The organism is Mycobacterium sp. E2479, from assembly GCF_001667925.1.
GTDB lineage: Bacteria > Actinomycetota > Actinomycetes > Mycobacteriales > Mycobacteriaceae > Mycobacterium.
Map to the genome: position 1 here is coordinate 13,822 of NZ_LZJR01000155.1, position 24,027 is coordinate 37,848.

Annotated in this window: 22 protein-coding genes and 1 pseudogene; 7 read left to right on the top strand and 16 right to left on the bottom strand. The window is 65.3% G+C overall.

Features of this window, described 5'->3' with window-relative positions; genetic code table 11:
• The first annotated feature begins 38 nt into the window (after positions 1–38).
• From efeU to A5686_RS24225, 5 genes and pseudogenes are all read left to right on the top strand, one after another.
• On the top strand, positions 39–1,649 hold the full coding sequence (efeU, locus tag A5686_RS24210) for an iron uptake transporter permease EfeU (protein ID WP_067939725.1): 1,611 nt from the start codon (positions 39–41) through the stop codon (positions 1,647–1,649).
• A gap of 37 nt (positions 1,650–1,686) precedes the next feature.
• Entirely contained in the window at positions 1,687–2,862 is a 1,176-nt protein-coding gene (gene efeO, locus A5686_RS24215) for an iron uptake system protein EfeO (RefSeq protein WP_197520694.1), read from the top strand.
• Between the two features lie 2 nt (positions 2,863–2,864).
• On the top strand, positions 2,865–4,181 hold the full coding sequence (gene efeB, locus A5686_RS24220; RefSeq protein WP_067939727.1) for an iron uptake transporter deferrochelatase/peroxidase subunit: 1,317 nt from the start codon (positions 2,865–2,867) through the stop codon (positions 4,179–4,181).
• An 87-nt stretch (positions 4,182–4,268) separates the two neighbouring features.
• A pseudogene (locus A5686_RS28520) lies at positions 4,269–4,370 on the top strand (formate/nitrite transporter family protein); the annotation flags it as partial.
• A 99-nt stretch (positions 4,371–4,469) separates the two neighbouring features.
• The gene (locus tag A5686_RS24225) at positions 4,470–5,357 is read left to right on the top strand and encodes a universal stress protein (protein ID WP_067939730.1); all 888 of its coding nucleotides are present in this window, start codon (positions 4,470–4,472) and stop codon (positions 5,355–5,357) included.
• A gap of 52 nt (positions 5,358–5,409) precedes the next feature.
• Here A5686_RS24225 and A5686_RS24230 read toward each other — a convergent pair whose 3' ends face one another.
• The 14 genes from A5686_RS24230 to A5686_RS24295 all read right to left on the bottom strand — a co-directional run bounded on the left by A5686_RS24230 (position 5,410) and on the right by A5686_RS24295 (position 20,346).
• Positions 5,410–5,676: a hypothetical protein gene (locus A5686_RS24230; protein ID WP_067939733.1), complete on the bottom strand. Its 267-nt coding sequence runs from the start codon at positions 5,674–5,676 to the stop codon at positions 5,410–5,412.
• The gene (locus A5686_RS24235) at positions 5,673–6,539 is read right to left on the bottom strand and encodes a pyridoxamine 5'-phosphate oxidase family protein (protein WP_067939735.1); all 867 of its coding nucleotides are present in this window, start codon (positions 6,537–6,539) and stop codon (positions 5,673–5,675) included. Before A5686_RS24235 ends, A5686_RS24230 begins: the two co-directional genes overlap by 4 nt.
• Before the next feature lie 83 nt (positions 6,540–6,622).
• Positions 6,623–7,135 (bottom strand): type II toxin-antitoxin system Phd/YefM family antitoxin, encoded by a 513-nt coding sequence (locus tag A5686_RS24240; RefSeq protein WP_082947805.1) that lies wholly within the window; start codon positions 7,133–7,135, stop codon positions 6,623–6,625.
• On the bottom strand, positions 7,099–8,655 hold the full coding sequence (locus tag A5686_RS24245; protein ID WP_067939741.1) for an MCE family protein: 1,557 nt from the start codon (positions 8,653–8,655) through the stop codon (positions 7,099–7,101). Before A5686_RS24245 ends, A5686_RS24240 begins: the two co-directional genes overlap by 37 nt.
• The gene (locus tag A5686_RS24250; protein WP_067939746.1) at positions 8,649–9,815 is read right to left on the bottom strand and encodes a virulence factor Mce family protein; all 1,167 of its coding nucleotides are present in this window, start codon (positions 9,813–9,815) and stop codon (positions 8,649–8,651) included. Before A5686_RS24250 ends, A5686_RS24245 begins: the two co-directional genes overlap by 7 nt.
• Positions 9,815–11,371 (bottom strand): virulence factor Mce family protein, encoded by a 1,557-nt coding sequence (locus A5686_RS24255; RefSeq protein WP_067939748.1) that lies wholly within the window; start codon positions 11,369–11,371, stop codon positions 9,815–9,817. Before A5686_RS24255 ends, A5686_RS24250 begins: the two co-directional genes overlap by 1 nt.
• Positions 11,368–12,927 carry a virulence factor Mce family protein gene (locus A5686_RS24260; protein ID WP_067939750.1) on the bottom strand — a complete coding sequence of 520 codons (1,560 nt, stop codon included), beginning with the start codon at positions 12,925–12,927 and terminating at the stop codon, positions 11,368–11,370. Before A5686_RS24260 ends, A5686_RS24255 begins: the two co-directional genes overlap by 4 nt.
• Positions 12,924–13,964, bottom strand: a complete 1,041-nt coding sequence (locus A5686_RS24265; protein ID WP_067939753.1) for a virulence factor Mce family protein — start codon at positions 13,962–13,964, stop codon at positions 12,924–12,926. Before A5686_RS24265 ends, A5686_RS24260 begins: the two co-directional genes overlap by 4 nt.
• The gene (locus tag A5686_RS24270) at positions 13,961–15,268 is read right to left on the bottom strand and encodes an MCE family protein (RefSeq protein ID WP_067939755.1); all 1,308 of its coding nucleotides are present in this window, start codon (positions 15,266–15,268) and stop codon (positions 13,961–13,963) included. The genes A5686_RS24265 and A5686_RS24270 overlap by 4 nt, the downstream gene beginning before the upstream one ends.
• Positions 15,269–15,273: 5 nt before the next feature.
• On the bottom strand, positions 15,274–16,137 hold the full coding sequence (locus A5686_RS24275; protein ID WP_067939757.1) for an ABC transporter permease: 864 nt from the start codon (positions 16,135–16,137) through the stop codon (positions 15,274–15,276).
• Between the two features lies 1 nt (position 16,138).
• Positions 16,139–16,852, bottom strand: a complete 714-nt coding sequence (locus A5686_RS24280) for an MlaE family ABC transporter permease (protein WP_369829741.1) — start codon at positions 16,850–16,852, stop codon at positions 16,139–16,141.
• A gap of 717 nt (positions 16,853–17,569) precedes the next feature.
• Complete coding sequence (locus A5686_RS24285; protein ID WP_067939759.1) at positions 17,570–18,241, bottom strand: TetR/AcrR family transcriptional regulator; 672 nt, start codon at positions 18,239–18,241, stop codon at positions 17,570–17,572.
• Positions 18,242–18,461: 220 nt separating this feature from the next.
• Positions 18,462–18,770: a hypothetical protein gene (locus tag A5686_RS24290; protein ID WP_067939760.1), complete on the bottom strand. Its 309-nt coding sequence runs from the start codon at positions 18,768–18,770 to the stop codon at positions 18,462–18,464.
• Positions 18,771–19,035: 265 nt separating this feature from the next.
• Positions 19,036–20,346: an acyltransferase gene (locus tag A5686_RS24295; RefSeq protein WP_067939762.1), complete on the bottom strand. Its 1,311-nt coding sequence runs from the start codon at positions 20,344–20,346 to the stop codon at positions 19,036–19,038.
• Positions 20,347–20,436: 90 nt separating this feature from the next.
• Between A5686_RS24295 and A5686_RS24300 the strand changes: the two genes are divergently transcribed.
• Positions 20,437–21,408: an aldo/keto reductase gene (locus tag A5686_RS24300; protein WP_067939764.1), complete on the top strand. Its 972-nt coding sequence runs from the start codon at positions 20,437–20,439 to the stop codon at positions 21,406–21,408.
• The gene (locus tag A5686_RS24305) at positions 21,408–22,385 is read left to right on the top strand and encodes an NAD-dependent epimerase/dehydratase family protein (protein WP_067939765.1); all 978 of its coding nucleotides are present in this window, start codon (positions 21,408–21,410) and stop codon (positions 22,383–22,385) included. Before A5686_RS24300 ends, A5686_RS24305 begins: the two co-directional genes overlap by 1 nt.
• Positions 22,386–22,390: 5 nt before the next feature.
• Here A5686_RS24305 and A5686_RS24310 read toward each other — a convergent pair whose 3' ends face one another.
• On the bottom strand, positions 22,391–23,491 hold the full coding sequence (locus A5686_RS24310; protein ID WP_067939767.1) for an NAD(P)-dependent oxidoreductase: 1,101 nt from the start codon (positions 23,489–23,491) through the stop codon (positions 22,391–22,393).
• Between the two features lie 7 nt (positions 23,492–23,498).
• Positions 23,499–24,017, bottom strand: coding sequence for a nuclear transport factor 2 family protein (locus A5686_RS24315; RefSeq protein WP_067939769.1), 519 nt, complete (start codon positions 24,015–24,017; stop codon positions 23,499–23,501).
• Positions 24,018–24,027 lie beyond the last annotated feature (10 nt).

Here is a 24,027-nt window from a genome sequence, read left to right on the forward strand (position 1 = left end):
AGCCGACGGTCCCGACAGGCGGGACGGAAATAAGGCGTATGCAGGGCATATTCGGCGTATTCATTGGCACGTTCCTCATCGGTCTCCGCGAAGGCCTAGAGGCGTCGTTGATCGTGAGCATCGTCGGCGCCTTCCTCAAGCGAAACGGCCGGTCCGTCCGACCGATGTTTACCGGCGTCGCCCTGGCCGTGCTGCTCAGCGTCGGCGTGGGTGTAGGCCTCGACCTGGTCGCCGCGAGCCTGCCGCAGACCCAGCAGGAGATGATGGAAACCGTCATCAACGCCATCGCGGTGGTGTTCGTGACGTCGATGATCATCTGGATGAACGGCAACGCCGCGCAGCTCAAGGGGGAGCTCGAGCGTGACGCCCGTCGGGCGGTCAACCGTGGTGGCGCGTTCGCCCTGGCTGCGATGGCGTTCCTCGCCGTCCTCAAGGAGGGGTTCGAGACGTCGGTGTTCTTGCTCGCCGCCGCCGAGACGTCGCACGGCAACCGGTGGTTCGCCGTGCTGGGCGGCGTCGCGGGCATCCTGGTGGCGGTCGGGCTCGGCGTGGGCCTGTACTACGGCGGCCTGCGGCTCAACCTCGGCCGGTTCTTCCGGGTCACCGGGGTGTTCCTGGTGCTGATCGCCGCCGGGCTGGTGCTGGGCGCGCTGCGCACCGCGCACGAGGCCGGTTGGGTGAGCATTGGCCAGCAGCAGTTGCTCGATCTGTCCGGCTGGATACCGAGCAATTCGGTGCTGGGCGCGGCGACGACCGGCGTCTTCGGCATCCCCGCCGACCCTCGCCTCATCGAGGTGCTGGGGTGGCTGCTGTATGCCGTGCCGGTGCTGGTCGTTTTTCTCTGGCCCGCCCGGCTCGCGGCGACGCCCCGAGCCCGCAGCCGGCTGTTCGCGGCGACGTCGGCGGTGCTCATCATCGTCGGGGCGGGGCTGGTGATCATGACGCCCGCGGCTGGCTCGTCGCCGACGATGCCGGTGCGGACCGTCACCGACCGCTCCGGCCACACCGCCGCGGTGTCGATGGTGGCCGGGCCACACGGACGCGAGCTGAGCGTCGCCCGCCAGGGCACCTCGACCGTCCGCAACATCGTGCTTGTCCCGGCGGACGACCAAACAATCGACGGCGTGCCCGTACAGGTATGGCAGGCTTCCGAGGTCACCGGGGCCGACGGTGCGCCGCAAGTCACGCTGGACCAGTTGCTGAGTATGACGGGGGGCCGGCTGCCGGTCGGCCTCGCGGCGGGACGCACCCCAGGACCCTTTCAGGGCCAATGGTCAACGACCACCGTGTATACCGTCTTCGCGCGGGGTGATTCGGTGGTCAGTGCGCACGCGACGAGCAACCGCACGGCGCTTTTGACCGGCGGTGGGTTGGCAGGGGCCAAAACCGTCAGCCTTGGTGGGCTGGAAACTGACTGGTCCACGTCCGCGGCCGAAGACCACTCGAAACTCGCTGAAATCGCCGCGAGTGAGCGCAATCGCGGGGAGCGGCGGCTGTGGAATCTCTGGATTCCGCTGACACTAGCTGGTTTTGCGTTGGCGTGCGCGCTGTTTGCGACAGCCTCGGCGCGCGTGGACCGCCGGCGAGAGGATGAGAGGAAATCGATTGATGGTGCGGCGCATCACCTCGATAGCGTGCCGGTCTCGTGAGTTCTGTTTGACTGCAACGGTTCTTGTTGCCGCGGTGGTGTCGATGGCGACCGCATGCGGCCACTCGGGTGATAAGTCGAACCACGCTCAGCAATCGAAGCCCGCTGGCACCAACGCGATCAAGGTGACCATGTCCAACAGCGGGGGCCGGGACGGCTGCGCATTGGACACCAACAGCGTGCCCGCCGGGCCGGTGACCTTCACGGTCGCCAACACGAACGCGCCTGGCATCAGCGAGGTCGAATTGCTCAGGGATCAGCGGATTGTGGGTGAGAAAGAGAACCTTGCGCCCGGCCTGGATCCGGTGTCGTTCACGCTTTCGCTGGACGGCGGCTCCTACCAGGTCTACTGTCCGGGCGCGAGCACCGAGTATCAGACTCTGACGGTGACCGGTGCGGCGCCGGCCACCCCAACGGGCACCGTGGCGACCATCCTCGGCCAGGGTACCAAGGACTACGCCGCCTACATCGTCAACCAGATCGGTCAGCTCAACGACGGCGTCAAGGCGCTCGATGCCGCAGTGCAATCGGGCAACATCGACGCGGCGAAGGCTACCTACGCCAAGGCCCGGTTGTTCTGGGAGCGTTCGGAATCCACCGTGGAGGGCTTCGTACTTCCGGGCTTCGCGGTCGGTGACAATGCGGGCAACCTGGACTATCTGATCGACATGCGTGAGTCGACGCCGGTCGACGCCAAGGTCGGTTGGAAGGGCTTCCACGCCATCGAGCGCGATCTGTGGCAGGGTGGCGCGATCACACCGGGGACCAAGGCTTTCAGCACCGAACTCCTAGGCAACGTCGACAAATTGAACGGCATCGTCGCGACCCTGCAGTATAAGCCCGAGGATCTGGCAAACGGCGCCAGCGACCTGATCGAAGAGGTTCAGAACACCAAAATCACGGGTGAAGAGGAGGCCTTCAGTCACATTGACCTAGTGGACTTTTCGGGCAATGTCGAAGGCGCCCAGCAGGCGTACGCCTCGCTCCGTCCGGGGCTGGAGAAGATCGACGGCAATCTGGTCCACCAGATCGATCAGCAATTCCAAACAGTGCTCGCCACGCTGGACGGGTACCGCGACCCGGCCGCGCTCGGCGGCTACAAGACCTACACCCCCGCGCTGAAGGCCAGCGACGCACCGAAGCTGACTGCGGTGATCCAGCCGCTGCATCAGAGCCTGTCCACCGTCGCCCAAAAAGTCGTCACGGCCGGCTGATCATGACCGAAGACATCACCGAAGCCGCCGACGGCGACCCGAACAACGCAGGCGGCCCGGCGGATTCAACAACGGTATCGCGCCGGCGCGCGCTCGGCGGCGCCATGCTGGCCGGACTCGGCGGTGCCACCCTGGGTGCCGTCGGTGGCGGCTTCGCCGGTCACGCCATCGCCGCGGAACAACACGGTGACGATGACGACACCGTCGATCTGCGCCGCGGTTACCCCTTCTATGGGCAGCCCCACCAAGGCGGAATCGACACGCCGCCACAACGTTACGCCATGTTTATGTCGTTCTCGGCGGCGGGCGGCACGGGCCGCACCGAGTTGCAGACCCTGTTGGCGCGGTGGTCGGCCGCCGCCGCGATCCTGCAGCAGGGCAAGCCGGTCGGGACGGTACAGCCACAGATCGAGGTGCAGCCTCCCGCCGACACGGGGGAGGCCTACGGGCTGAGCCCCGCCAGTCTCACCGTCACCATCGGGTTGGGGCCGTCGCTGTTCGGCGATCGATTCGGGTTGGCCGCCCGGCGCCCGGTCGTGTTCAGCGACCTGCCACCGCTGAATGGGGACAACCTGGATCCCCGCCTGCGCGGCGGCGACCTGTCGGTGCAAGCCTGCGCCGACGACCCCCAGGTGTGCTACCACGCGGTGCGCAACCTGGCCAGGCTCGGCCGGAACATCGTTTCGCCGTACTGGGCGGTGTTGGGTTTCGGTCGAGCCTCCGCCGGACCCGGCCAGCACACGCCACGAAACCTCCTGGGATTCAAAGACGGTACCCGCAACATCGCCACCGACGCCGAGTACGCCAAATTCGTCTGGGTCGACCACAGCGACCAGCCGTGGATGAACGGTGGTACCTACCAAGTCGTCCGCAAAATCCGGATGTTGATGGAGACCTGGGATGTCGACCGGATCGGCAATCAGCAGCGGATCTTCGGGCGCACCAAAGAAGAGGGGGCGCCATTGAGCGGCAAGAACGAATTCGACACACCGAATTTCGCCGCCAAAGGCCCCGACGGCAACCCACTCATCGATCCGATGTCTCACGTCGGCCTTGCCGCCCGGGAAAACAACGACGGCATCATGATCCGCCGGCGGTCCTACAACTACACCGACGGCCTCGACGCCAACGGCCAACTCAACGCCGGTCTGCTGTTCATCTCGTACCAAAAAGATCCCGGAGATTTTATCCGCCTGCAGAACCGCCTGGGTGCCCACGATCTGCTCAACGAATACATCCGTCACATCGGCTCGGCAATCTTCGCGGTGCCTCCGGCGCCCGCTGAAGGCCACTACATAGGCCAAACCCTGTTCAGCTGAGCAAATCTCGCTACTGGCGCGTCGCGGGTGCGCCACGGCGCCGCTCGCCGCGTGTGGTGTTTCTGGTCGGGCCGGTGAATCGACCGCACCAAGATCGGCATCACCACCGTCGGCAACCTCATCGGCGGAACGGCGTTCGTGGCGTTGCCGGTCTGGATCGTCGCCCAACTGCAACCGCGCAAGGTCTAGCCAACGGGGGTGGACCTCTGTCCCAGCTACCGAGGACTAAAGCCTCACGACTTGACCCGTCCTCTTGCGATAGCGTCGTTCACGTTGGAGGGAGAACCCATGTCCGCACCCGTCAAAGAACTCGGAATCGTTGTCGCGGTCGACGGTTCGCCGGCGTCAACTGTCGCCGCGGGCTGGGCGGCCCGGGAAGCGGTGATGAGAAACATTCCGCTGACCGTCGTGCACGCCGTGTCGACCCCCGCCGCGACTTTCCCGCCCGTTCCGTACCCCGAGTCCCTCGTCACGAGCCTGGAAGACGAAGGCCAAAAAGCGATCATGCATGCGACGAAAATCGCCGAAGAGGCGATGCCGGCGGGCCGCACGGTACCCATCGGCAGGAAACTGGTGTTCTCAGCGCCCGCGCCGGCCCTGCTGAAGATGTCGCATTCGGCGGAGATGATCGTCATGGGCAGCTCCGGCCGCGGGTTACTGGCACGTGGTCTGCTGGGGTCGGTGAGCTCGACCGTAGTGCGGCATGCGAATTGCCCGGTGGCGGTCCTGCGGGACGAAGAACTGCCGGATCCACAAACCGCTCCCGTCCTCCTGGGCACCGACGGCTCGCCGGCATCCGAACTCGCGACAGAAATCGCGTTCGACGAGGCGTCTCGTCGCGGTGTCGACCTAATAGCCTTCCACGCATGGAGCGACGCCGCGGTGGTCGATGTGTTCGAAATCGATTGGCCGGCAGTCGAAGACGAAGCGAGACGCAGCCTCGCCGAAAGCCTGGCGGGCTGGCAAGAACGCTATCCCGACGTCACCGTCCACCGGCTCATCGCCCAAGACCGGGCGGCGCGCCACATCATCGATCAGTCGCAGACTGCGCAGCTTGTGGTCGTCGGCAGTCACGGTCGGGGCGGCCTGAGCAGGATGGTGTTGGGCTCGGTCAGCAACGCGGTCCTGCACTCGGTCCGGGTACCGGTCATCGTCGCACGGCCGCAATCCGCATAACGCGCTCACCGATCACGCAGCATTCGTAGTCCAGGCGCACAAAGCCGCGACATCACGGCTGGCCGGCGCCGCGCAACCACGTCGCCAAGACATCGCCCGGTTTGGGGATCAGGACGACGAAGCCGCGATACCGCGGTGATGCTTGCGCGACAGCGGTCGGTCGGACCGTGGTGATCAGCGCGAAGCCCGCGCCGAGCGCGTCGTCGAGGCGTCGGCCGAGGCACCCGCGATTCGTCGACGACCGTTGCCCGACACCGTCGAGGCTCAGCAGGCCACCGGCCGCCCGATCCCGGGCGGGTCGTCGGGAGTCGCTACTCATGCATGACCACCGGCGGGCGTTGCGACGGCGCCGACCGAGAACGCGACATTCCTTCCAACGGCGCCATCATCACCGGCCGCGCCGGGCGTGGTCCACCGCACGTGCGCGGTCCCGGTGACGTGCAAAGTGGCGCCGGTATCGAAATCGACGAAGAGCAAGGCGGCTTCGTCGTCGACGGCCAGGTTGCCATAGCTGTTGAACATGTTGTTCCCCGGAAAATCCGGCCACCACAGCCGGTCCGGCGATTCGACACGGACAAACCCGGATGGGCCTCCGCGGTGTGATGCGTCGCTACCGCGTGTGGGATGGCTGGTGCCCAAGAAGAACGTGTCGGACGTCGCAATCATCGCTTGATCGGACGGCCCGAGCAGCGTTGCGCGTCCCAAGCGTTTCGAAGCAGGGGCAGCAAGTCGAGCGACATCGATCGCGCGGGGATGAATGTACTTGGGGCAATTGCCGTACGACTGGTCGATGCGGACGGCCATGCCTGCGTTGTCCGCACCGATAAGTTCGCCGTTTATCCGTAGCCTGCGGCGGGTGGCGAAGTCGATGGCAATCAGGCCGACCTGCTGACCGATTCGGATCTCGTGCAGTGGATCCCCGAGACGGGGAGCGGCCGACACGCGCAATACATCCTCTTGCCCACGGAGAAAACCCGCCGGTGCGGCCAACGGCGAAACCCAGAGCACGCCGTTGTGATCGCGTCCGGTCAGCGCGGCGAACCGCTGGGACGCTAGGAAGCGCGCTGCGCCGTGGGACAGGCCCGACGAGCCAAGCATGTTCTCCAGACGCCCGGCTTCGGCTGCGACACCAGCCCGGCGCTGCACCGCAAGTTCCCCCTCGTGGAACCCCAAGGCGGTCATACCCGCCGTAACAATGTCACCGGCGCAATGCTTCCCACCGGTACGGACAAGCCCAGAAGCTGTCGACGCCGCGGACGTCGTTCCTAGGCGACCGAGATGATGCGTGCAACCGGCCTGCCGCCACGGATGACCTCGATCGTCTGCCCCGCCGCGACCTCATCGAAGTAGTGTCCCGCCCGCTTTCGCAACTCGTCGAGTTCGATCGCCCCACTGACGTCCACCGAAGGCGATGCAGTCTTCGCGTCGCCGGCGGCCACGATTTGCGCGAGCAACCTGCCCTCCCGGACGATACTGATCGTCTCCCCGGCAGCGACCCGATCAAAGCACCGCCCCGCACGCGTTCGCAGTTCGGCGATGCCGACCCAGCCGCCTCCTTCGTTGGATCGCGCCGGGATCGGAGCCGACCTCCGGTCACCGACTGACACGATCCGCGCCACCAGTCTGCCGCGACGTACGACGTCGAATGCCTCCCCGGCGACAACCCGCTCGAGATACGCACACGCATTACTCCGAAGTTGGCCTAGGCCAATCGTTTCCCGTATCCGCTGCGATTCCGCGCTCATCTGCTGATCGACGGTGCCAACATGTCCTGCCATCCGTCGTCTCCCGTTCTTCTCGAGTTCTCAACCGCGTATCTGACGCCGTCGGGTCCTACCAGTTCGCCGCTCTGTGGGGTGTACACGGCCGGGGGAGGACCCCCGGGGGTGTAGACGCACGGATTTGGTTGCTGCCCATTGCATTCGACGGTTCCCGTTCCGGGCCGCGTCAGTGCGTCGCTGATCGGGGGCGGCGTCCCCGCCACCCTGTCGGAGGGCGCCGGGTTCAGCCCGTTGTTCACCGACGGCGCGGGTATCACCAGGCCTGGTTTCACCGGCTGGTCGCAACGCGCCGCGGGCGCGGGACAGGTCACGATCTGGTTGGGATCGCCGTACCACGGGTTGGTGCCCAGCGGAATGTACGGTTTGGGGTCGCGGCACTCCCGCGGCGTGGCGGCCCGCTTTCCGGGCACGTCGACGCACGGGAGGTTGCGTGCGCCGCGTACGGCGTTGGCGGGAGTGTCTTGCGGTATCTTGCAATAGGTTCCGGATGGCATCGGTGCCAGGCTGGTATCCGCGGGAGACCGCCACTGCGACGCCGGAAGGAATCCGGTCAGGCAGGGCGGGGGCTGGTTGATGGTCAGCGAGGTGCCCAGCGACGCGAAGCCCGGGAAGGCCGACGTCACGGTCTGGCCTTCCGAGGCGCCCTGCGGGTAGGCGACCAGCAATTGCTCGACGCCCTTGTGGTAGCGCTTGAGCATGTCCAGCACGATCGCGAGATTCGCCAATGTCTGCGGCAGTGACTCGCGGACGTCGCCGAATACCTCGTTGACCTGATCGGCGGTGGGTGCCGCCTGAGACAGGATGCTTTGCACGTGCTGGTCGTTGTCCGCGCTCTGCGCGGCCAGGATGTTCAGGTTGTGCGACCAACGTTCGATCGAGTCACCGGAGTTGACCTGACTGTCGATGATCGGTCCGGAGTTTTGAATGATGTCGTTGACATCGGAGATATTGGTCCTGAAGTCACCGGCGATCGCCTGCGTCGCGTCGACCAGGCGTTGCAGCGCGGGACCCAAGCCGCCGACCGCTTGGGCTGTTTCATCGAGCAGCGAGGCGATCTTGTCCTTGGGCAGCACGGCCAGGCCACGGTTGGCCGCGTCCAGCGCCGGCCCGATCTCGGTGGGTATGGTGCCCTTGGTGATGGTCTGGCCCGGCGCGAAGTATTGGCCCGGGTTACCCACCGAAACCAGGTCCAGATACTGTTCACCGACCGCCGAGACCGAATGCACGTTCGCCGACGCGTCGATCGGGATCCTGTAGCGATCGCCGATGCTCATGGTCACCCGCGCGCCCGAAGCGGTCGGGTCGACCGCGGTGACCGTGCCGATGGTCTCCCCGCGATATGTCACGTTGGCGGTCTTGTACAGCCCGCCTGACGCGGGCAGGTCCGCCTTCAGCGTGTAGTGGCCGATGCCCACCGCGCTGGGAATCTGCAAGTAGTACCAGCCGAGCGCGATTGCCGTGATCGCGCTCAAGATGGCGAACATGACCAGTTGGCGCTTGATGAAGCGGGTCAGCATTGCCGGTCCGCCCTCTCGACCAGCGGGCCGCCCGGGACGTCATTGGGGTTCGGCGTATAGCGGACGTCGGGGATCATCGTTTCCGGGTCGCGGCCCCACGCTTGCTCGAGCGCGCGCAGCGCTCCGGAGAACCCCGTCCCGGTGAGGACCGCGTTGTCGACGGCGCTCATGGTCAGGTCGAGCGTCAGCGACAGGTTGAAGTAGTCGCCACGAAACGCCTTGGGAACGGCGTCGATGTCGAACGGCCGGACGAGGATCAGCTTGAGTGCGCGAATCAAATACGGTGCTGCGCGGCCGAGTTCCCGCAGCGGGCACTGCAGGGCCAGCAGATCCTGGTGGAGGTCGCCCCGCGCGGCCGACAGGTATTGGTCGGCCAGCGCGCTGAGCCGTCCGGTCGCGTCGACCGCGTTGATCAGAAGGTTCTGTTTGTCGGCGAAATGCTGGAGCAGGGGAGGGAATTCCGTGAGGACCCGGTCCAAAACGTTGGCACGGGGACCCACGTACGCCAGTAGCCGGTTGGTGGAATCGATGGCACGGGTGATGTCGGCGCGTTGCTCGTCGAGCCGGGCGGTGAAGGTGTCGAGCTTGCCGAGGAAGGCGCGGATCTGGTCGGCCCGCCCGTTCACGATGTCGTAGACCTCGTTCTGCAGCACTTCGAGGTTCGGGATGCCGCCTCCGCGCAGCACGATGGCGAGACCTGCCAGCGTCTGCTCGGTGGTGGGATAGGTGGACGCGTTCTTCAGCGGGATGGTGTCGCCGTCTCGCAGCAGCTCCGGGGACGGGTTGCGTGGCACGGCCAGCTCCACATGCTGTGAACCGAGCAGGCTGGTCTGGCCGATCTTGGCGGTTGCGTTCTTGGGCAACTTGACGCCCCTGCCCAGACGTAGCGTCAGGGTCGCCACCCAGTTCTTCAGTTCGATCGCGCGTACCGTCCCGACGAACACATCGGCCACCCGCACCCGGCTGTTGTCGTTGAGGGCCAAAGTGTTCGGTAGCTGCACGTAGACGGTGTAGGAGCCGGGCCCAGAGCCCGGGCCGCCGGGCATCGGCACGTTCGCGATTCCGTGCCACTTCGCGCATGACGTCAGCATCGCCGCGGCACTCAACACGGCCAGGCCCTGCCAGGCCCGGCGGCGGGCCCGAATTACCAGAGCGCCCATCATGATCCCGGTCCTGTCGGTGCGGCCGCCGGTGTCGGCGCAACCGGACCCGGTATCACGCCCGGCCCCGGGGCCGGCGGGGGGATGGGCACTTGTGGGGCGCGCAGTCCGATGGGCGGCGAAATCGGGTTCTCGTCGTACGCATTCGGCGGCCCTGGCGGGGTTTGCAAGCCTGGGGGAGGAGGTGGGGCGTCCACGCCGCCCATGAGTTCGGCCAGAGATTCGGGGGTCATCAAGCTCCCGGTGACCGGCCCGACCTGGGTGCCCTGCATGCCGGGGGCGGCGACCCAGCCGGGCTGGGTGTTGCGGTGCGAGAACGGTGTGTCGGGCACCCAGATCCCGGGAACGGTGGTGTCCTTGTAGCCGTTCGGTGGCCGCAGCCGCGGCTCGGAGTAGGCAACCTCCTTGGGCAGCGTCTCGGCGGTGCTGAACAGGTTCAGTCCAACCGGCAAGTAATTGAACTTGATCGCATCGAGGATCGGTGCCAGGTATTGCGCACACAGTTCGGCGGATTCCTGATAACCCAGTCGGCTACCGGCCTGAATCATGCTGCAGACGAACTGCATCGGGTTCGCAAAGTTCGGGATCGCTGGGATGGACATGACGGCGCCGTGCGACGGGTGGTAGATCTGGCTCAGGTTCGTCTCGAGCGTCGGTAGGACATGCAGGGCCGTTTCCAAACCGTTCAGCGGGTCGGGTTGGACCAGCGTGGTGGTCAGGGTGGCGAGGTTGTCGACGTCGTGCCCGAGAACCTCGCGGTTCTTGGTCAAGAACGGCCGCAGCGCGGACAGCAGGCTGTCGAATTGCCTTAGCGCACCGGTGAGGTCGCGGTCGGAGCCGGTCAACTTGTCGGTGAACTGGGCCAGGTTTTTGTTGAGCGCGACGAACTGCTGGTCGTCTTTGTGTAGGGCGTTGACGAACTGGGCCAGGCTGCGCACCACGGCAAAGAAGTCGCCACGGCCCTCGTTCAGCGCGGTCAACGACCGTGACAGGCTGTTCAACGTGGTGTTGATCTGCGTGCCCTTCCCGGCCAGCCCATCCGCGAACGACTCGATGGCGTCCCCGAAGGGGCCCTTGGGCTGCTCGGGTGTCGGACCGAGTTTGTTGATGATGTTGGCGACGCTTTCGCGCAGTTCGTCCCACTCCGTCGGCACCTGTGTGCGCTCGATGGGGATCACCGCGTTATCGCCCATCACCGGACCACCTTTGTAGGGTGGCTCCAACTGAATGCTTCGCGACGCCACCAGGGTGGGGCTGATAACCACGGCGGACGCGTTGGCCGGCACCTTGTATCTGTTGTCGTAGTGAAACGTCACCCTCATTTTGTTGCCGGCCGGTTCGATCTTGTCGACCGAACCCACGCGGACACCCATGATTTGGACTTTGTCTCCGGAATAGAGCGCGTTCGCCGCTGGGAGGTAGGCGATTACGGTGTTCGTGGTCAGCTTGCGGTAGACCTGCCAGCCGACGACCAGCCCGATCAGGGTCACCAGCGCCACGAGCGCTCCGATGACCGTCCGGGGCCGCGGTTTATGGATATGGCGGACGGCGCTCAATTCTGATTCCCTCCCGTGATGCCACTGCCTCCGGTGCCACCGGGATTGATGAACGGTACGGGCAGCTGCTGCCCGGGCCCCGGTGATGCGGGTGACCCCGGCGGCAGCCCGGGCGCGAACGCCGACGGTGGCGGGGTGGGGCCCGCGGGTTGCAGGTTCTCGGTGCGTGCCCCAGGCGGTGCTTGCGTGGGGAGCGGCACCGGTGTGCCCGGCACGGCCGGCGGCGGGTCGCCCGGCCGGCCGGCGATCGGGATTCCCGGCGTAGGTGGCAGGCCGTTGGGATTCGGCGGTGACGTCGCGACGTCGATCGGTGCCGGGAAACTTCCGCCGAATGCGCCGACGTCAACCCCCGTGCACGGCAACGGGTTCCACGGGCGCGGCAGCGCGTCAGCCGGCGGTGTGTACGAGCACGCCGTTCCCGGGGGGACTGCCGGCCCCGGATGATCCGGGGTGCCTTCCAGTACTGGAGGCGCGGGCGGCGGGGCCCCGTTGGGGAATCGGGTGCCATTGGGGTCGGGCCAACGGAACTCGGGAAGCCCCGCACTGCGCCAGAAGTCCTCCGGGTCGATACCGCGCTTCTTGAAGGCGGCGTCGACGAACGGCTGCAAGACCCAGTACGGCAGCAGGTTGGATAGGACGATCTTGAAATAAGGCCCCGAAGCGACGGATTCTCCAAGCGATGCGGCGAATTGGCTGACGTACGTGAGGGTTTGGGCCAGGTCGTCCTTGCGTGCCACTAGCACGTCGCTGATGGCGCGCAACTGCTCGAGCACCGGATTAAGATTTGGATTGTCGTCGATGAACCCCTGCACCTGTGCGGAGAAGGCGGAAACGTTCTGCAGTAGGGCGCCGATGGCTCGGCCACGTTCGTTGAACGCGGCCAGCAGCGTTTTCGTGTTGACCAGCAACCGGTTGATTTGTTCGCTGCGGTCACCAAGCACGCTGGCCACTTGATGGGCCTGTGCGAGTAGATGTTTGAGCTGTTCGTCGCGTTTACCGATGGTGTCGGAGAATTTGGCTAAACCGTCGAGTGCGGAACTCAGATGCGGATAGGTCTGATCGACGGTCTGCGACAGGACATTCAGCGATTGCTTGACCGTGTCGATGTCCCAACCGGTAGCGGCCTTGGTGACGTCGAAGGCCGCGTCGTAGAGCTGATAGGGGGTGGCGCTTTGGCCCAGCGGCAACACCTCCCTTGGCCGCAACGTCCGGGTTCCGCGTGGCTCGATCTCGAGCACCTTCTTGCCCAGGATGGTGTCCGTCTTAATCGCGAGTCGGCTCTCGCTTCCGATGGTGTTGGCGCCGAGGGAGAACTTGATGAGCACGTGGTCGCCGGCGATCTCGAATGCCTCCACCTTGCCTACATTCACCCCTGAGATGCGCACTTTGTCTCCCTTGATCAGTTGACCGGTGTCGGTGAACTGCCCGTAGTAGCTCGGACTGGCGAATATCATCGGGATGCTGGTGAAGCTTTGGCCGACGGCGACCGCGAGCACCATCACGGTGATGCCCATAAGCCCCACCCGGCCGCGGTTGAATTCGGTCAGCGTTCTCATTGCGGCGTGCACCTACCGGTGGGCTGCTGCCAAATCCGAACCGTGCGTACCGGGCCGCCGGCCTGCAACCCGTTCCACTTGATCGTGAGGTCGCAGACGTAGAAGTTCACCCAGTCGCCGTAAAGCCCGATGCTGCGTCCGATCAGGTTAAGCGCGGTCGGCGTCTTGTGGATCAGATCGCCTAGCTGATCGCGTTGGTCGACAAGCGGCTGTTGCAGAGCCTGCAAATAGTTGATCGCCTTGTGCAGCAGAGCGCGGTTGTCGGCGAGCAGGTCGGCCACCGTTCCAGCGGCGTTGGAGATGTTCGCGGTGCCGGCGGCCAGCGGGTCGGCGTGGTTGCTCAGCCCGGTGATCAGCCTTTCGAAGTTATCGACTGTCTGGTCGAACTCGTTACGATGCCGAACCGTGGTGTCCAGCACTACGTTCAGGTTCTTGATCACCTCACCGATCGCCTCGTCGCGTTCGGCGATGTGCGCGCTCAACCGGGCGGTCTGGTCGAGGATGTCGTTGATGGTGCCGCCCTGACCCTGGAACACGGTGACGATCGCCGACGCGATGGTGTTGACCTTTTCCGGATCGAGCGCGCGGAACAGTGGCTTGAAACCGCCGATCAGGGCGTCGAGATCCAGTGCAGGTGCGGTTCGAGACAGCGGGATGAAACCGCCGGGCGGTAGGACCCGGTCCGCGCCCTCGCCCTCGCCGCGCTGAAGCTCCAAGTAGCGGTCGGCGAACAAGTTCAAATAGCGGATCTGCGCTGTCGTCGACTGATACAGCGTTGTCGACCGGTCGACTTCGAAGTCCACCAACACCCGCTGGCCGCCGTCGATCAGCCGCACCGCTTTGACTTTGCCGACCTCCACGCCGGCGGCGCGGACGAACTGGCCGCTTTTCAGCCCGCCGGCATTCCGGAACTCCGCGGAATAGCCGTTGGTGCTGTTGAAGCGCATCTGAGCGAACACCACGACGATCGACGCGGTGATCAACAGCAGCACCAGCGAGACGATGCCGAGCTTGATCGCGGAGCCGGTGATCCTCATGGGTTGATCGTGTTGTCCCCGACTTGGCGGCCCCACACGTATTCGATCGCGTACGGCGAGCCGGTTTCCAGGTGGTTATACGGCGCCAGGCTGGCGCCCGTGTCCACCACCAAACTCGGCGCCGGCCACAGGTCGCGGGTGATTGTCTGCCAGCAACCCGGCGCACCCCCCGGACCGCCGCGAGCGTTCACCCGCGGCAGATTATCCGGATACACAAAGGGATTCGGCGCTCCACCGACGAGCCCGGCCAGGCCGAGGAGCCCCATTGTGGCGGCCGTGCCGGCCAACCCGGGGAGGGTGAGGATTCCTCCCAATCCCGACGTCAGCTCTGTCATCGTTCTGAGCGCGTAGCCATTGCCGCCACCCGTCGACGCATAGGCCGCCGGCTCCTCGTCGTAGTAGTTGCGGATGGTGCAGAAGATCTCGGGGCTGTAGGTATCGAGCAGTCCGGCGGTAGTCACCAGATCGGCGGCCCCCCGCTGCAGGTAGGGGCCCCCGCGGGCGAAGATGTCCTCGCCGGTGTTGCCCAGCCCGGCCGCGGCCAACAGCGCGGCATCCAAATCGGCCTCCTGGCGGTGCACCGTGCGCGCCGTGGTCACGGCGTTGTCGAGGGCGTTCAACAGATCCGGCGACGCGTCGGCGTAGATGTCGCCCAAGGCCGCGAGCTGTTGGATGTCGTGGCGAATCTGCGGCATCTGCGGATTGAGGTCGTCGAGGATGGCGTTGGCGTTGACGAGCGACTGCCCGAACTTGGCACCCAGCCCGGTCAGCGCTTGCGCGGCCGCGGACAGGGTCAGGTTGACCTTGACCGGATCCACCTTTTCCGTGATCGAGGTCAGCGTCTCGAACAGCGTGTTGAATTCCGTTGTCACCGACCTCGCGTCAATCACGTGTCGCGGCGTGATGCGTTGCGGGCTTGGGTTTTTCGGCGAGGACAACGACACATACTTGTTACCGAATACCGTAGTGGCCTTGATATTGGCGTCCACGTTGGCCGGAATGAGTTCGAGGTACTTGGAATTCACGTTCAAAGCGAACTCGGCCGCCGGTATGCCGTCACGCTGGATCTCCGAAATACCGGCTACCCGGCCGATTTCCACTCCGTTATAGGTGACCTTCGATCCCGGATCCATCACCAAGCCCGCCCGGGGGGCCAACATCGTCAGGTGTGTCGTCGGCGAGAACTGGCCCCGAAACTGCAACCACACGAACCCCAACACCGCCGCGAAAACCAGCAAGAACACCAGCGCCGCCGTCCGGTACGGCGGAATGTGTTGCGGGTTTTCCTTCGCCGGGGTACTCATGGCCGCTACACGGTGAGGTTGAAATTGGGTGTCTTGCCATAGACCGCCATCGCGGTCAGGACGACGACCACCACGATCGTGATCAACGAAAGACGCATCGACCGGCCTACCGCCTCACCGACGCCGACCGGCCCGCCGGTGGCGGTGTAGCCGTAGTAGCAGTGGGTGCTCATTACGACCATCGCGACCAGGATCACCTCGGCGAAGGACCAGCCCACGTCGTTGAGGCGAAGGAATGTGTGGAAGTAGTGGTTGTACGTGCCCACGGACTGCCCGTAGAAGAAGACCGTGGTGACCTGCTGGGAGAGGAAGGCCATCGTCATCGCCAATCCGTAGAGCGGAACGATGACGATCAGACCCGCCACCACCCGGGTGGACGCCAGGTAGGCGACCGACCGGATACTCATCACCTCGAGCGCGTCGATCTCCTCGCTGATGCGCATGGCGCCCAGTTCGGCGGTGGCGCCCGCGCCGACCGTGGCGGCCAGCGCCTGACCGGCGGCCACCGGCGCCACGAACCGGACGTTGACCAGTGCGGCCAGAAACCCGGTAAATGCTTCGACACCGATGTTGCCCAGCGTCGCGTAGCCCTGGATCGCGACCAGCGAGCCGGCGGACAAGGTGATGAAGCCGATGATCGCCGAGGTGCCGCCGACCACGGCCATCGCGCCGGCACCCATCCCCATCTGGGCAACCATTCGTAGCAGTTCTCTGCGGTAGCGGTGTACGGCGAAGGGGATTTGTCCCACCGCGGTCATGGCGAACCAGACCATCTGTCCGATCTCGACCAGTAGGTGGTCCGGGGCGGCCCCGTATCGGGCGAGGGTGGCACGTGGAAAGTTCATGTGCCGTGCGGCGGCCACCGTCATATCAGCGCCCCGTTCCGAACCGGACGCCAATGGTGGTCAACGCTGCGTTGACCGCGAACAGCGCGATGAAACACAACACCACCGTCTCGTTGACGGCGGTACCCAAACCTTTGGACCCGCCGCGGACGATGAGCCCGCGGTAACAGCCGACGAGGCCGGCGATCAGACCGAACGTCGCGGCCTTGATGAAGGCGATCACTACCTCGGGAAGACCGGTGAGCGCCGTCAACGTGGACAGGTAGGCACCGCTCGAAACGTTCTGCAAATAGACGCTGAAGAGGTAGCCGCCCCCCAGGCCGACCGCGACCACGAGGCCGTTGAGCAGCACCGCGACCAGCGTCGAGGCAACGACGCGGGGCACCACGAGTCGGTGGATCGGATCGATGCCGAGGACCTCGAGCGCATCGATTTCCTCGCGGATGGTGCGCGCGCCGAGGTCGGCGCAGATGGCGGTGCCGCCCGCACCGGCGACCACCAGCACCGTCACGATCGGACCGAGCTGGGTGACCGCGCCGATCGCGGCTCCCGCACCGGAGACGTCGGAGGCGCCGATCTCGGCCAGCAGGAGGTTGAGCGTGAAGATGAGGAGCACGGTTTCCGGAATGGACACTGCGATGGTGGGCAGCAGCGACACTCGCATGAGAAACCAGCCGTTCCAGATGAACTCGCGCCACTCGAACGGTTGGCTCAGCGCTTTGGCGGTCAGCACACACATCCGGAAGAACCCGCCGGCCACTTCCGTGCCGGGCCGCACATGCCGGCCCAGCCTGCCGGCCACCGAGAGCGACGCGGTCATCGGCACACCCCTTGACGCGACGCCGAATCGGATCGCAGTGCCGATTGCCCGAGCGGGCAGCACACCATGACGGGACGGAGATGGGAAGGGTCAACGCGCCGCCGATTTGCGGTCCGCTTCGCCGCGCAACCAGATCGCGAAAAGTCTTGTGCTGCAGCAGGTCTCGGATGCATCGAGAACGACGAAGCCAGCGGGCGTCTTTGTCGCCGCCGTACCATTGGGCGCGCCCCGCCGCGTGCCGTATCGCCTCGCTTCCGGGGGCTCTCGAGCCGGCGATCCTTCGGAACGGCACCCCGGAACCGGCCACTCAGTTCCATGCCACCCTCGTTTGCGCCACGCAGCCACTATGGCATTAGACCGTACGGTCAGTCAATAACAACGCGTAACCCATGGGCGCTGCGACTGACGCACCCGTACGGCGCGTCTCGCCGCGGTAGCCAATATCTTGATTACTATCAGGCAATTCAGCACATTAAGGCGACGCTGACGCGCATACTTCACCGTTGCAGGGGTTGCTCAGGGCGCAAGAATACCAACCGTATACCGACCGTGCGTACAGTAATTGGCCCGGCGCCATATGCGATCGGGCCATCAACGGGAAGCGTTGAGCCCAAATAGTTTACGGAGGTTACGTGGTCAACCAGCGGGATTTGCGACGGTGGCGAGGCACTCGCGCACCACTGAGACGACGTTCGCGGAAGGATCCGCCCACTTGCTCAGACCCAGGCGGTCGAGTAGGAGTCCGCCGAGGAACACGTCGACGAAAGCGGCGCCGACTTGTTCGGGCGTCCTCGAAGCGGCGGGATCGAACCACACCCACATCCACTGCAGCGATCCCCAGAGCTGCAGCGCCGCCAATTCGACGTCGACGCTTCGGAACACTCCGTACTCGATTCCATTGCGGATCTCGTCAATGGCTAGGTGTTGCAATTGATGGCGCAGTTTTCGCACCTGTTGCATCGCCGGGTCATCGGACAACTGAACCACTTCGCGCTGGCTTGCCACCGTCGCGTCGCGGGCCACCACTTGCAGCAATGCCGAGGCGTAGATGATTGCCGCGATGCGCTCGTGCGGCGCGGCCAGGCGAGCCCACGCCATCTGTAGCGCATCGAGTTGGCGGGTCAGATGGGCCTCTTCTAGCTCCCGCAACATCTGCGCTTTAGTCCCGAAGTGATGAACAATGGTGCCCTTCGACATGCCGAGCTCGTCGGCAATGTCACCCATATTCGTTCTGTCGTAGCCGCGCTCGGCGACATAGCGGACAAACGCGTCGAAAATCTCGCCACGCCTACCAGGCGATCGCGGCATCTTTCACCCTTCGGTTCCGAAACTAACCGTACGAACGGTCTATCATATGCTTCGCGCTGTCAAGATCCCGGTAAGCCGCGGCACCGTTTCGGCCCATGATTGTGCGGGACCATACCGAAGCGCCCTGCATGGCACCCTCTCGGCCATCAGGCCACCACATTGTTAGGCGCCGACCGGCGGGTCAGTGGCGGCCGTGAGCGGATTAGCCGCCGACCGGTGTCTACAACGCCCGGGGGCCGCCGAAGCGGTCCGGTGCGGTGACGACATAGGTGCCCGCCTTGGGTTCTGGCTGGATCTCGCCGGCGGTGTAGATGGTCATGAGCTCTCTGCCGTCGCAGTCCGCGACGCAAACATAGGTGTCCGTGTCTGCGTCATATTCGAAACTGTCCCAAGCCAATACGAACGCCAAGCAGTTGCCGTCTCGGTCTGTGACAACAAGCTTGTGCACCCCGGACTCCTTTAACAGCTCTGCATCCTGTGCGCGCTGCCGAGGGATCTGGTCGTCCTGGACCTCCAAGCTGTTCAGCATCTGTCCGCTACCTCCTTTGGCCCGGTGCTCAAGTACTCGAGGACCTCGAACCTGCCAGAGACGTTTCTACCGGTGTGCCAGGCCCGCCAGGGCATTACGGCCCTTTTCACAGGGCCGTAAGTCGCTAAGCCAACGGCGCACCGCAGCGAATGCGCCTCGGCTCGAAATCGCCCGGCGTCAACAAGTCGCAGCCCACCTCGCTATGCCCGTGTACCTACGAGCCCGATTCACGCGTTGCCGGTGCACGGGTAGCCTTTCGGTCCTGCTACACCCCCTGCGCACGAGGTGCGGAGCGCGCGGCGGGGCAAAACGCCGCTAGCAGCGCTCCGCCGGCGAAGATCGCCGCGGTCAGCCACGCGAAGCGTCCGTCGGGAGCGAAGCCCTCGGCGGCAATAAGCGACAGGGCATAGGCCGCCATCGCGGCACCGGTTAGCACTACCGGTTCCGTCCAGCGCTCCGTGAGCGGGATACCGAGCAGGGGCAGGGGAGCCGCGAAAAGCTTTCGCGCCCAGAACAGCAGCACCATCTCGACCGCGGCCACCGCGCTGAGGACGACCACCCATTCCAGCCGGGCCAGCCACCAGTCGGCACTACCTTCAGGCGGCTGCGGCAATAGGCCGGCCGGATAGCCGACGATCGCCACGATCACGACGGGAATCATGTGCCACAGGTAGAGAGCCATGATGTTGTTGTTGGCAATGGACAGCGCGCGCTCGACGCGCATGGTGCGCAGCGCGCGGTTGAGCACCGGAGCGGCTGCCATCGCAATTCCCGTCTGGGCGCACCCGAACGCCAAGAGCGCCACGGTCGGTGGCGTCGTGTTGTCGATGGTCTGTCCGGGAACTCCGATCATGCTGACCGGATAGATTCTCAGCCAAACCAGCAGCGCCAGCGCTGCCGCGGAAGCACCTGCCAGTAGCCAGGGTCTGCGACCGGCCAATGACCCACCGTGCCAGGCGATCCCAAGCTGATGCAGGCTGCCCCAGCCCAGCAGATAATTCACCCAGTTGAGGTAAGGCACGTGGCCCGCGAGCCGAGCCACATCCACCGCCGCAACGGCCAATGCGAGCACAGCCAACACCAGCAGCCCCCAACGGCGTTGTGCGGCAATCGCAATCGGCGTCAGTGAGACAACCACCATATATACGGCCAGGAACCACAGGTGCATCGCGACCGCCCAGCCGGCATATTCGAGGACCGAGCCGGCCACACCGCAGGCACCCAGGACCACCACAACCACCGACACGACTGCGATGTACACCGCCGTCGGCCCGAGGACTCGCGCCAACCGGCGCTGCACCCAGCTTCGACGTGAAACTCCCTCGGTGTCGTGCCGATGCGTCCAGGACACGGCGCCGGCGTAGCCGGCAACCAGGAAGAACGCGGGGACAGCCTGGAACGGCCAGGTCAGCCATTGGGTCCAGGGCAGGTCGACGAGCGGATTCTGCCGGCCGAACTGTCCGTCGTGGTAGGTCACGGATCCGGCGAGCCAGTGTCCTAAGACGATCAGGACCACGCCCGATACGCGGTAGTAGTCGACCGCCAGATTGCGCTCCGGTGTGTTTGCGCGGTCCATCAGATCGGGGGAAGCTCGACGCGGTCCACAGCGCCACGGTACCGTCCAGCACTCAGCGGTCTCGCGTAACCGTAGGACAGGAGACATCCCATGAAACTGGCTTACCTTGCCCAGCTACAAGTTGGCCGCCTCGGGCTGGGTGCGATGGGGATGTCGGCGGCGTACGCCGGCGCGGGCAGTGACGATGCGGAATCGATCCGCACCGTTCATCGCGCCATCGACCTGGGTGTCACGCTGATCGACACCGCCGAGGTCTACGGACCGTATGTCAACGAGGAACTTCTGGCCCGGGCCCTGCGGGGCCGACGCGATCAAGTAGTCCTGGCAACCAAATTCGGTCTGATCTCGCACACCGGCCGCGAGGGTCTGGACAGCAGCCCAGCCAACATCCGCATCGCCGTGGACGGTTCGCTGCAACGGCTGGCGACCGATCACATCGATCTGTACTACCAGCACCGACGAGACCGCCAGACCCCGATCGAAGACACGATCGGTGCGCTGGCCGACTTGGTTGCCGCCGGGAAGATCCGGCACATCGGTCTGTCCGAAGTGGGCGTGGAAACCATCCGTCGCGCCCACGCCGTGCACCCCATCACGGCGGTCCAATCCGAGTACTCGCTGTGGACGCGCGATCAAGAAGACCAGATTTTGCCGACGCTGCGCGCATTGGGGGTCGGGTTTGTCGCTTACTCTCCATTGGGCCGTGGCTTGCTCACCGGCGCCATCCGCTCCACACAGGAGCTGCCCGATACCGACTATCGCAAGACGAACCCGCGGTTTTTCGAGGACAACTTCACGCACAACCTGAAATGTGCTGACGAGGTCCGCGATATCAGCGCCGACGTCGGTGCCACCCCTGCTCAGGTCGCGTTGGCCTGGCTGCTGGCGAAAGGCCCTGACATCGTGCCGATTCCGGGAACCAAACGTGTAACGCGGCTGGAAGAAAACGTCGGCGCTGACGCGGTAGAACTGACGGCCGACCAATTGGCCAGACTCGATCGCCTCCCCCCGCCCGTGGGAGGGCATCACGCCGAGGCGCAGATGGCGTGGATCGACCGCTAGTGGCCGACAAGAAACTGGTGATCGGCGCCAGCGGATTTCTGGGATCACATGTCACGCGGCAACTCGTGGCGGCGGGCGCCGACGTGCGAGTGATGCTGCGCCGCAGCAGTTCCACCGCGGGGATCGACGACCTCGATGTCGAGCGCCGTTACGGCGACGTGTTCGATGACGATGCCCTGCGTGCCGCGATGGCAGGCTGCGACGTCGTCTACTACTGCGTCGTCGACGCCAGAATGTGGCTGCGCGATCCGGCGCCGCTGTTCCGCACTAATGTCGAAGGCCTGCGCCACGTTCTGGATGCCGCCCTGGAAGCGGACCTGCGCAGATTCGTATATACCAGCACAGCAGGCACGTTGGCGATCAGCGACACCAAACCCGTCACCGAAGACGACCCGCACAATTGGGACCAGGGCGGGGCATACATCCAAGCGCGCAAGGCCGGCGAAGACCTGCTGCTGTCGTACGCGCGCGACAGGGGGCTGCCCGGCGTCGCGATGTGCGTTTCCACCACCTACGGTCCCGGGGATTGGGCGCCGACCCCACACGGCTCCCTGATCGGCCTCGTCGCCAAGGGCCGATTCCCGTTCTACTTCGGCTACTCAGCCGAAGTGGTGGGAATCGAAGACGCCGCCAGGGCAATGCTTTTGGCCGCCGAGCGCGGGCGCCACGGCCAACGCTACATCGTCTCGGATCGCTACATGAGCATCCGGGAATTGCATCGCATCGCTGCCACGGCCGTGGGCAGGCGTCCACCGCGCCTGGGAATCCCGATGGCTGCGTTGCGGGCCGGTGCACGCGTCAACGACGCGGCGGCCCGACTGCTGCGTCGCGACCTGCCGTTCGCCTACGCGGGGATCCGGATGGCCGAACTGATGTCGCCGCTGGACCACAGCAAGGCGACCCGCGAACTTGGCTGGACGCCCGAACCCGTCGAAAACTCGATCCGCAAAGCCGCCGCCTTCTTCGCGTCGCGCTAGTCCGGTCAGTCGACACTGGCCAAAGCCGCTGTGCCGTACTTCTTTTCGATCAACGACCACGGATCGGCGTAGGGGCCGCGCCCCTCGAACCGGCGCTGAACGAAAAATAGGGCACGCAGCGCGGGCCGTAGCAGTGGCGCAATAAGGCGCAGCACGATGCGCATGCGGCCCTGCGACTCGGCGATCCACTCCAGCGTCTGGCTCCAATCGTGCTCTTGGAAGTCCAGCAGCGTCTGCGCTTCGGCGGTGTCGTACCAGCCGGTGAAACTCCAACCGCGGTCGTCGGCCGGGTCGCCGGGCAGACCGGCCGAGGGGCCGAGCGGACCGAGGCCGGCGGCGCTCATCAGGTCGTCCTGCAGTTGGTGTTGTAGCAGCACGTACGTTTCGTTACCACCGATGAGCAGGACTTTGCCGGAAATCGATGCCTCACGATCGACGCCGTTGGCGAACGCCAGCGCCACATCACGCGCATCCACCGCGTGTATGCGGTTGTCGCTGGGCATCGAACGCATCAGGATCAGGTAGTCACCGTTGATGCCGGCCTGTATGTCGGGCGAGATGACCCCCGCGAGGCGGAAGAGCGCATAGGGCAGGCGGCTACCGCGGATCGCCGCCTCGGCGAGGACCTTGTCCTGGCCGTATTGATCGATGGGGTTCACCGGGGTGTCCGGGGTGATTCGCTCGGGCTGACGGTACGGGTTTCGCGATCCGTACACCGCGGCGCTTGACGCCATCAGGAACATCGGCGGGCGGGCGAGTGCCGAACAGGCCGTCAGGAGATTCTCGGTGCCACCGACATTGACGCGCCGTGCCAGTTCGGGGTTGCGGTACGACGGCGGGGACACGATGGCGGCCAGGTGGACGATGGCGCCGGGCCGATGGGCGGCCAGAAGCTGGTTTACCGCCTCGGCATCCAACAGGTCGGTGTATGCGGCGATCAGCGTTCCCGGGCGTCCATCGCGGGCAAGTTCTTTTTCGGCGGCGAGCGTGTCGTCGTTGCGCAGATCCATCGCGATGACGGTCCGTCCCCGCTCCAGCAGGATCTGCGTGCAGCGCCGACCGACCAGGCCGAACGCGCCGGTGACCAATACGGTGTCGACGGTCACGGCCGCATCATCGATCCATCAACCGGCCGGCGATCTCGCCGATTGCCCTGCGGATTCGGGGAGAGACGTAGACCGAGAAGAACGGCATCACGATGTCCTCGCGGAGTCGAGTTAGCTTGGAGCTTTTGATAAGCCAATGGCCGGCGACGCTCTCATAGGTCTCGTGATAGTGGCCGTAGCCGACCAGAGTAATCCCGGGCCCGAATCGGACGAGGTCTTGCAGCGCCCAAATCCCGCGCGCGGTCGTCGCCGAGGTGAGCTCGATTTCGGGTGTGTGTACGTGGTGAGCGGTGGGCTGCGTCGGGCGGCCAAGGGCCCGACGGGTGAACGCCACGAAGTCATCGGCGCCGGCGACCAGCTTGCCGCCGGCTTCGGACGTGTCGCTGACGAAGTCGTCGGCAAAGAGCGTCCGCCAGGCGGCCCAATCCTTGGTGTCCAGGTAGCGGCAGTAGCGGGCCTTGAGCAGCTTGATCGATTCGATCGCCGGCAGCGTCCCGTCGATCAGGCCTTCCGCGCGCTGTGTCATTGCGGCTCGA

Coding starts and splice junctions, on each gene's coding strand:
- efeU (WP_067939725.1), top strand. CDS start 39: ATGCAGGGCATATTCGGCGTATTCATTGGCACGTTCCTCATCGGTCTC.
- efeB (WP_067939727.1), top strand. CDS start 2,865: ATGACCGAAGACATCACCGAAGCCGCCGACGGCGACCCGAACAACGCA.
- A5686_RS24225 (WP_067939730.1), top strand. CDS start 4,470: ATGTCCGCACCCGTCAAAGAACTCGGAATCGTTGTCGCGGTCGACGGT.
- A5686_RS24230 (WP_067939733.1), bottom strand. CDS start 5,676: ATGAGTAGCGACTCCCGACGACCCGCCCGGGATCGGGCGGCCGGTGGC.
- A5686_RS24235 (WP_067939735.1), bottom strand. CDS start 6,539: ATGACCGCCTTGGGGTTCCACGAGGGGGAACTTGCGGTGCAGCGCCGG.
- A5686_RS24240 (WP_082947805.1), bottom strand. CDS start 7,135: ATGGCAGGACATGTTGGCACCGTCGATCAGCAGATGAGCGCGGAATCG.
- A5686_RS24245 (WP_067939741.1), bottom strand. CDS start 8,655: ATGCTGACCCGCTTCATCAAGCGCCAACTGGTCATGTTCGCCATCTTG.
- A5686_RS24250 (WP_067939746.1), bottom strand. CDS start 9,815: ATGGGCGCTCTGGTAATTCGGGCCCGCCGCCGGGCCTGGCAGGGCCTG.
- A5686_RS24260 (WP_067939750.1), bottom strand. CDS start 12,927: ATGAGAACGCTGACCGAATTCAACCGCGGCCGGGTGGGGCTTATGGGC.
- A5686_RS24265 (WP_067939753.1), bottom strand. CDS start 13,964: ATGAGGATCACCGGCTCCGCGATCAAGCTCGGCATCGTCTCGCTGGTG.
- A5686_RS24270 (WP_067939755.1), bottom strand. CDS start 15,268: ATGAGTACCCCGGCGAAGGAAAACCCGCAACACATTCCGCCGTACCGG.
- A5686_RS24275 (WP_067939757.1), bottom strand. CDS start 16,137: ATGACGGTGGCCGCCGCACGGCACATGAACTTTCCACGTGCCACCCTC.
- A5686_RS24280 (WP_369829741.1), bottom strand. CDS start 16,852: ATGTGTGTGCTGACCGCCAAAGCGCTGAGCCAACCGTTCGAGTGGCGC.
- A5686_RS24285 (WP_067939759.1), bottom strand. CDS start 18,241: ATGCCGCGATCGCCTGGTAGGCGTGGCGAGATTTTCGACGCGTTTGTC.
- A5686_RS24290 (WP_067939760.1), bottom strand. CDS start 18,770: ATGCTGAACAGCTTGGAGGTCCAGGACGACCAGATCCCTCGGCAGCGC.
- A5686_RS24295 (WP_067939762.1), bottom strand. CDS start 20,346: ATGGACCGCGCAAACACACCGGAGCGCAATCTGGCGGTCGACTACTAC.
- A5686_RS24300 (WP_067939764.1), top strand. CDS start 20,437: ATGAAACTGGCTTACCTTGCCCAGCTACAAGTTGGCCGCCTCGGGCTG.
- A5686_RS24315 (WP_067939769.1), bottom strand. CDS start 24,017: ATGACACAGCGCGCGGAAGGCCTGATCGACGGGACGCTGCCGGCGATC.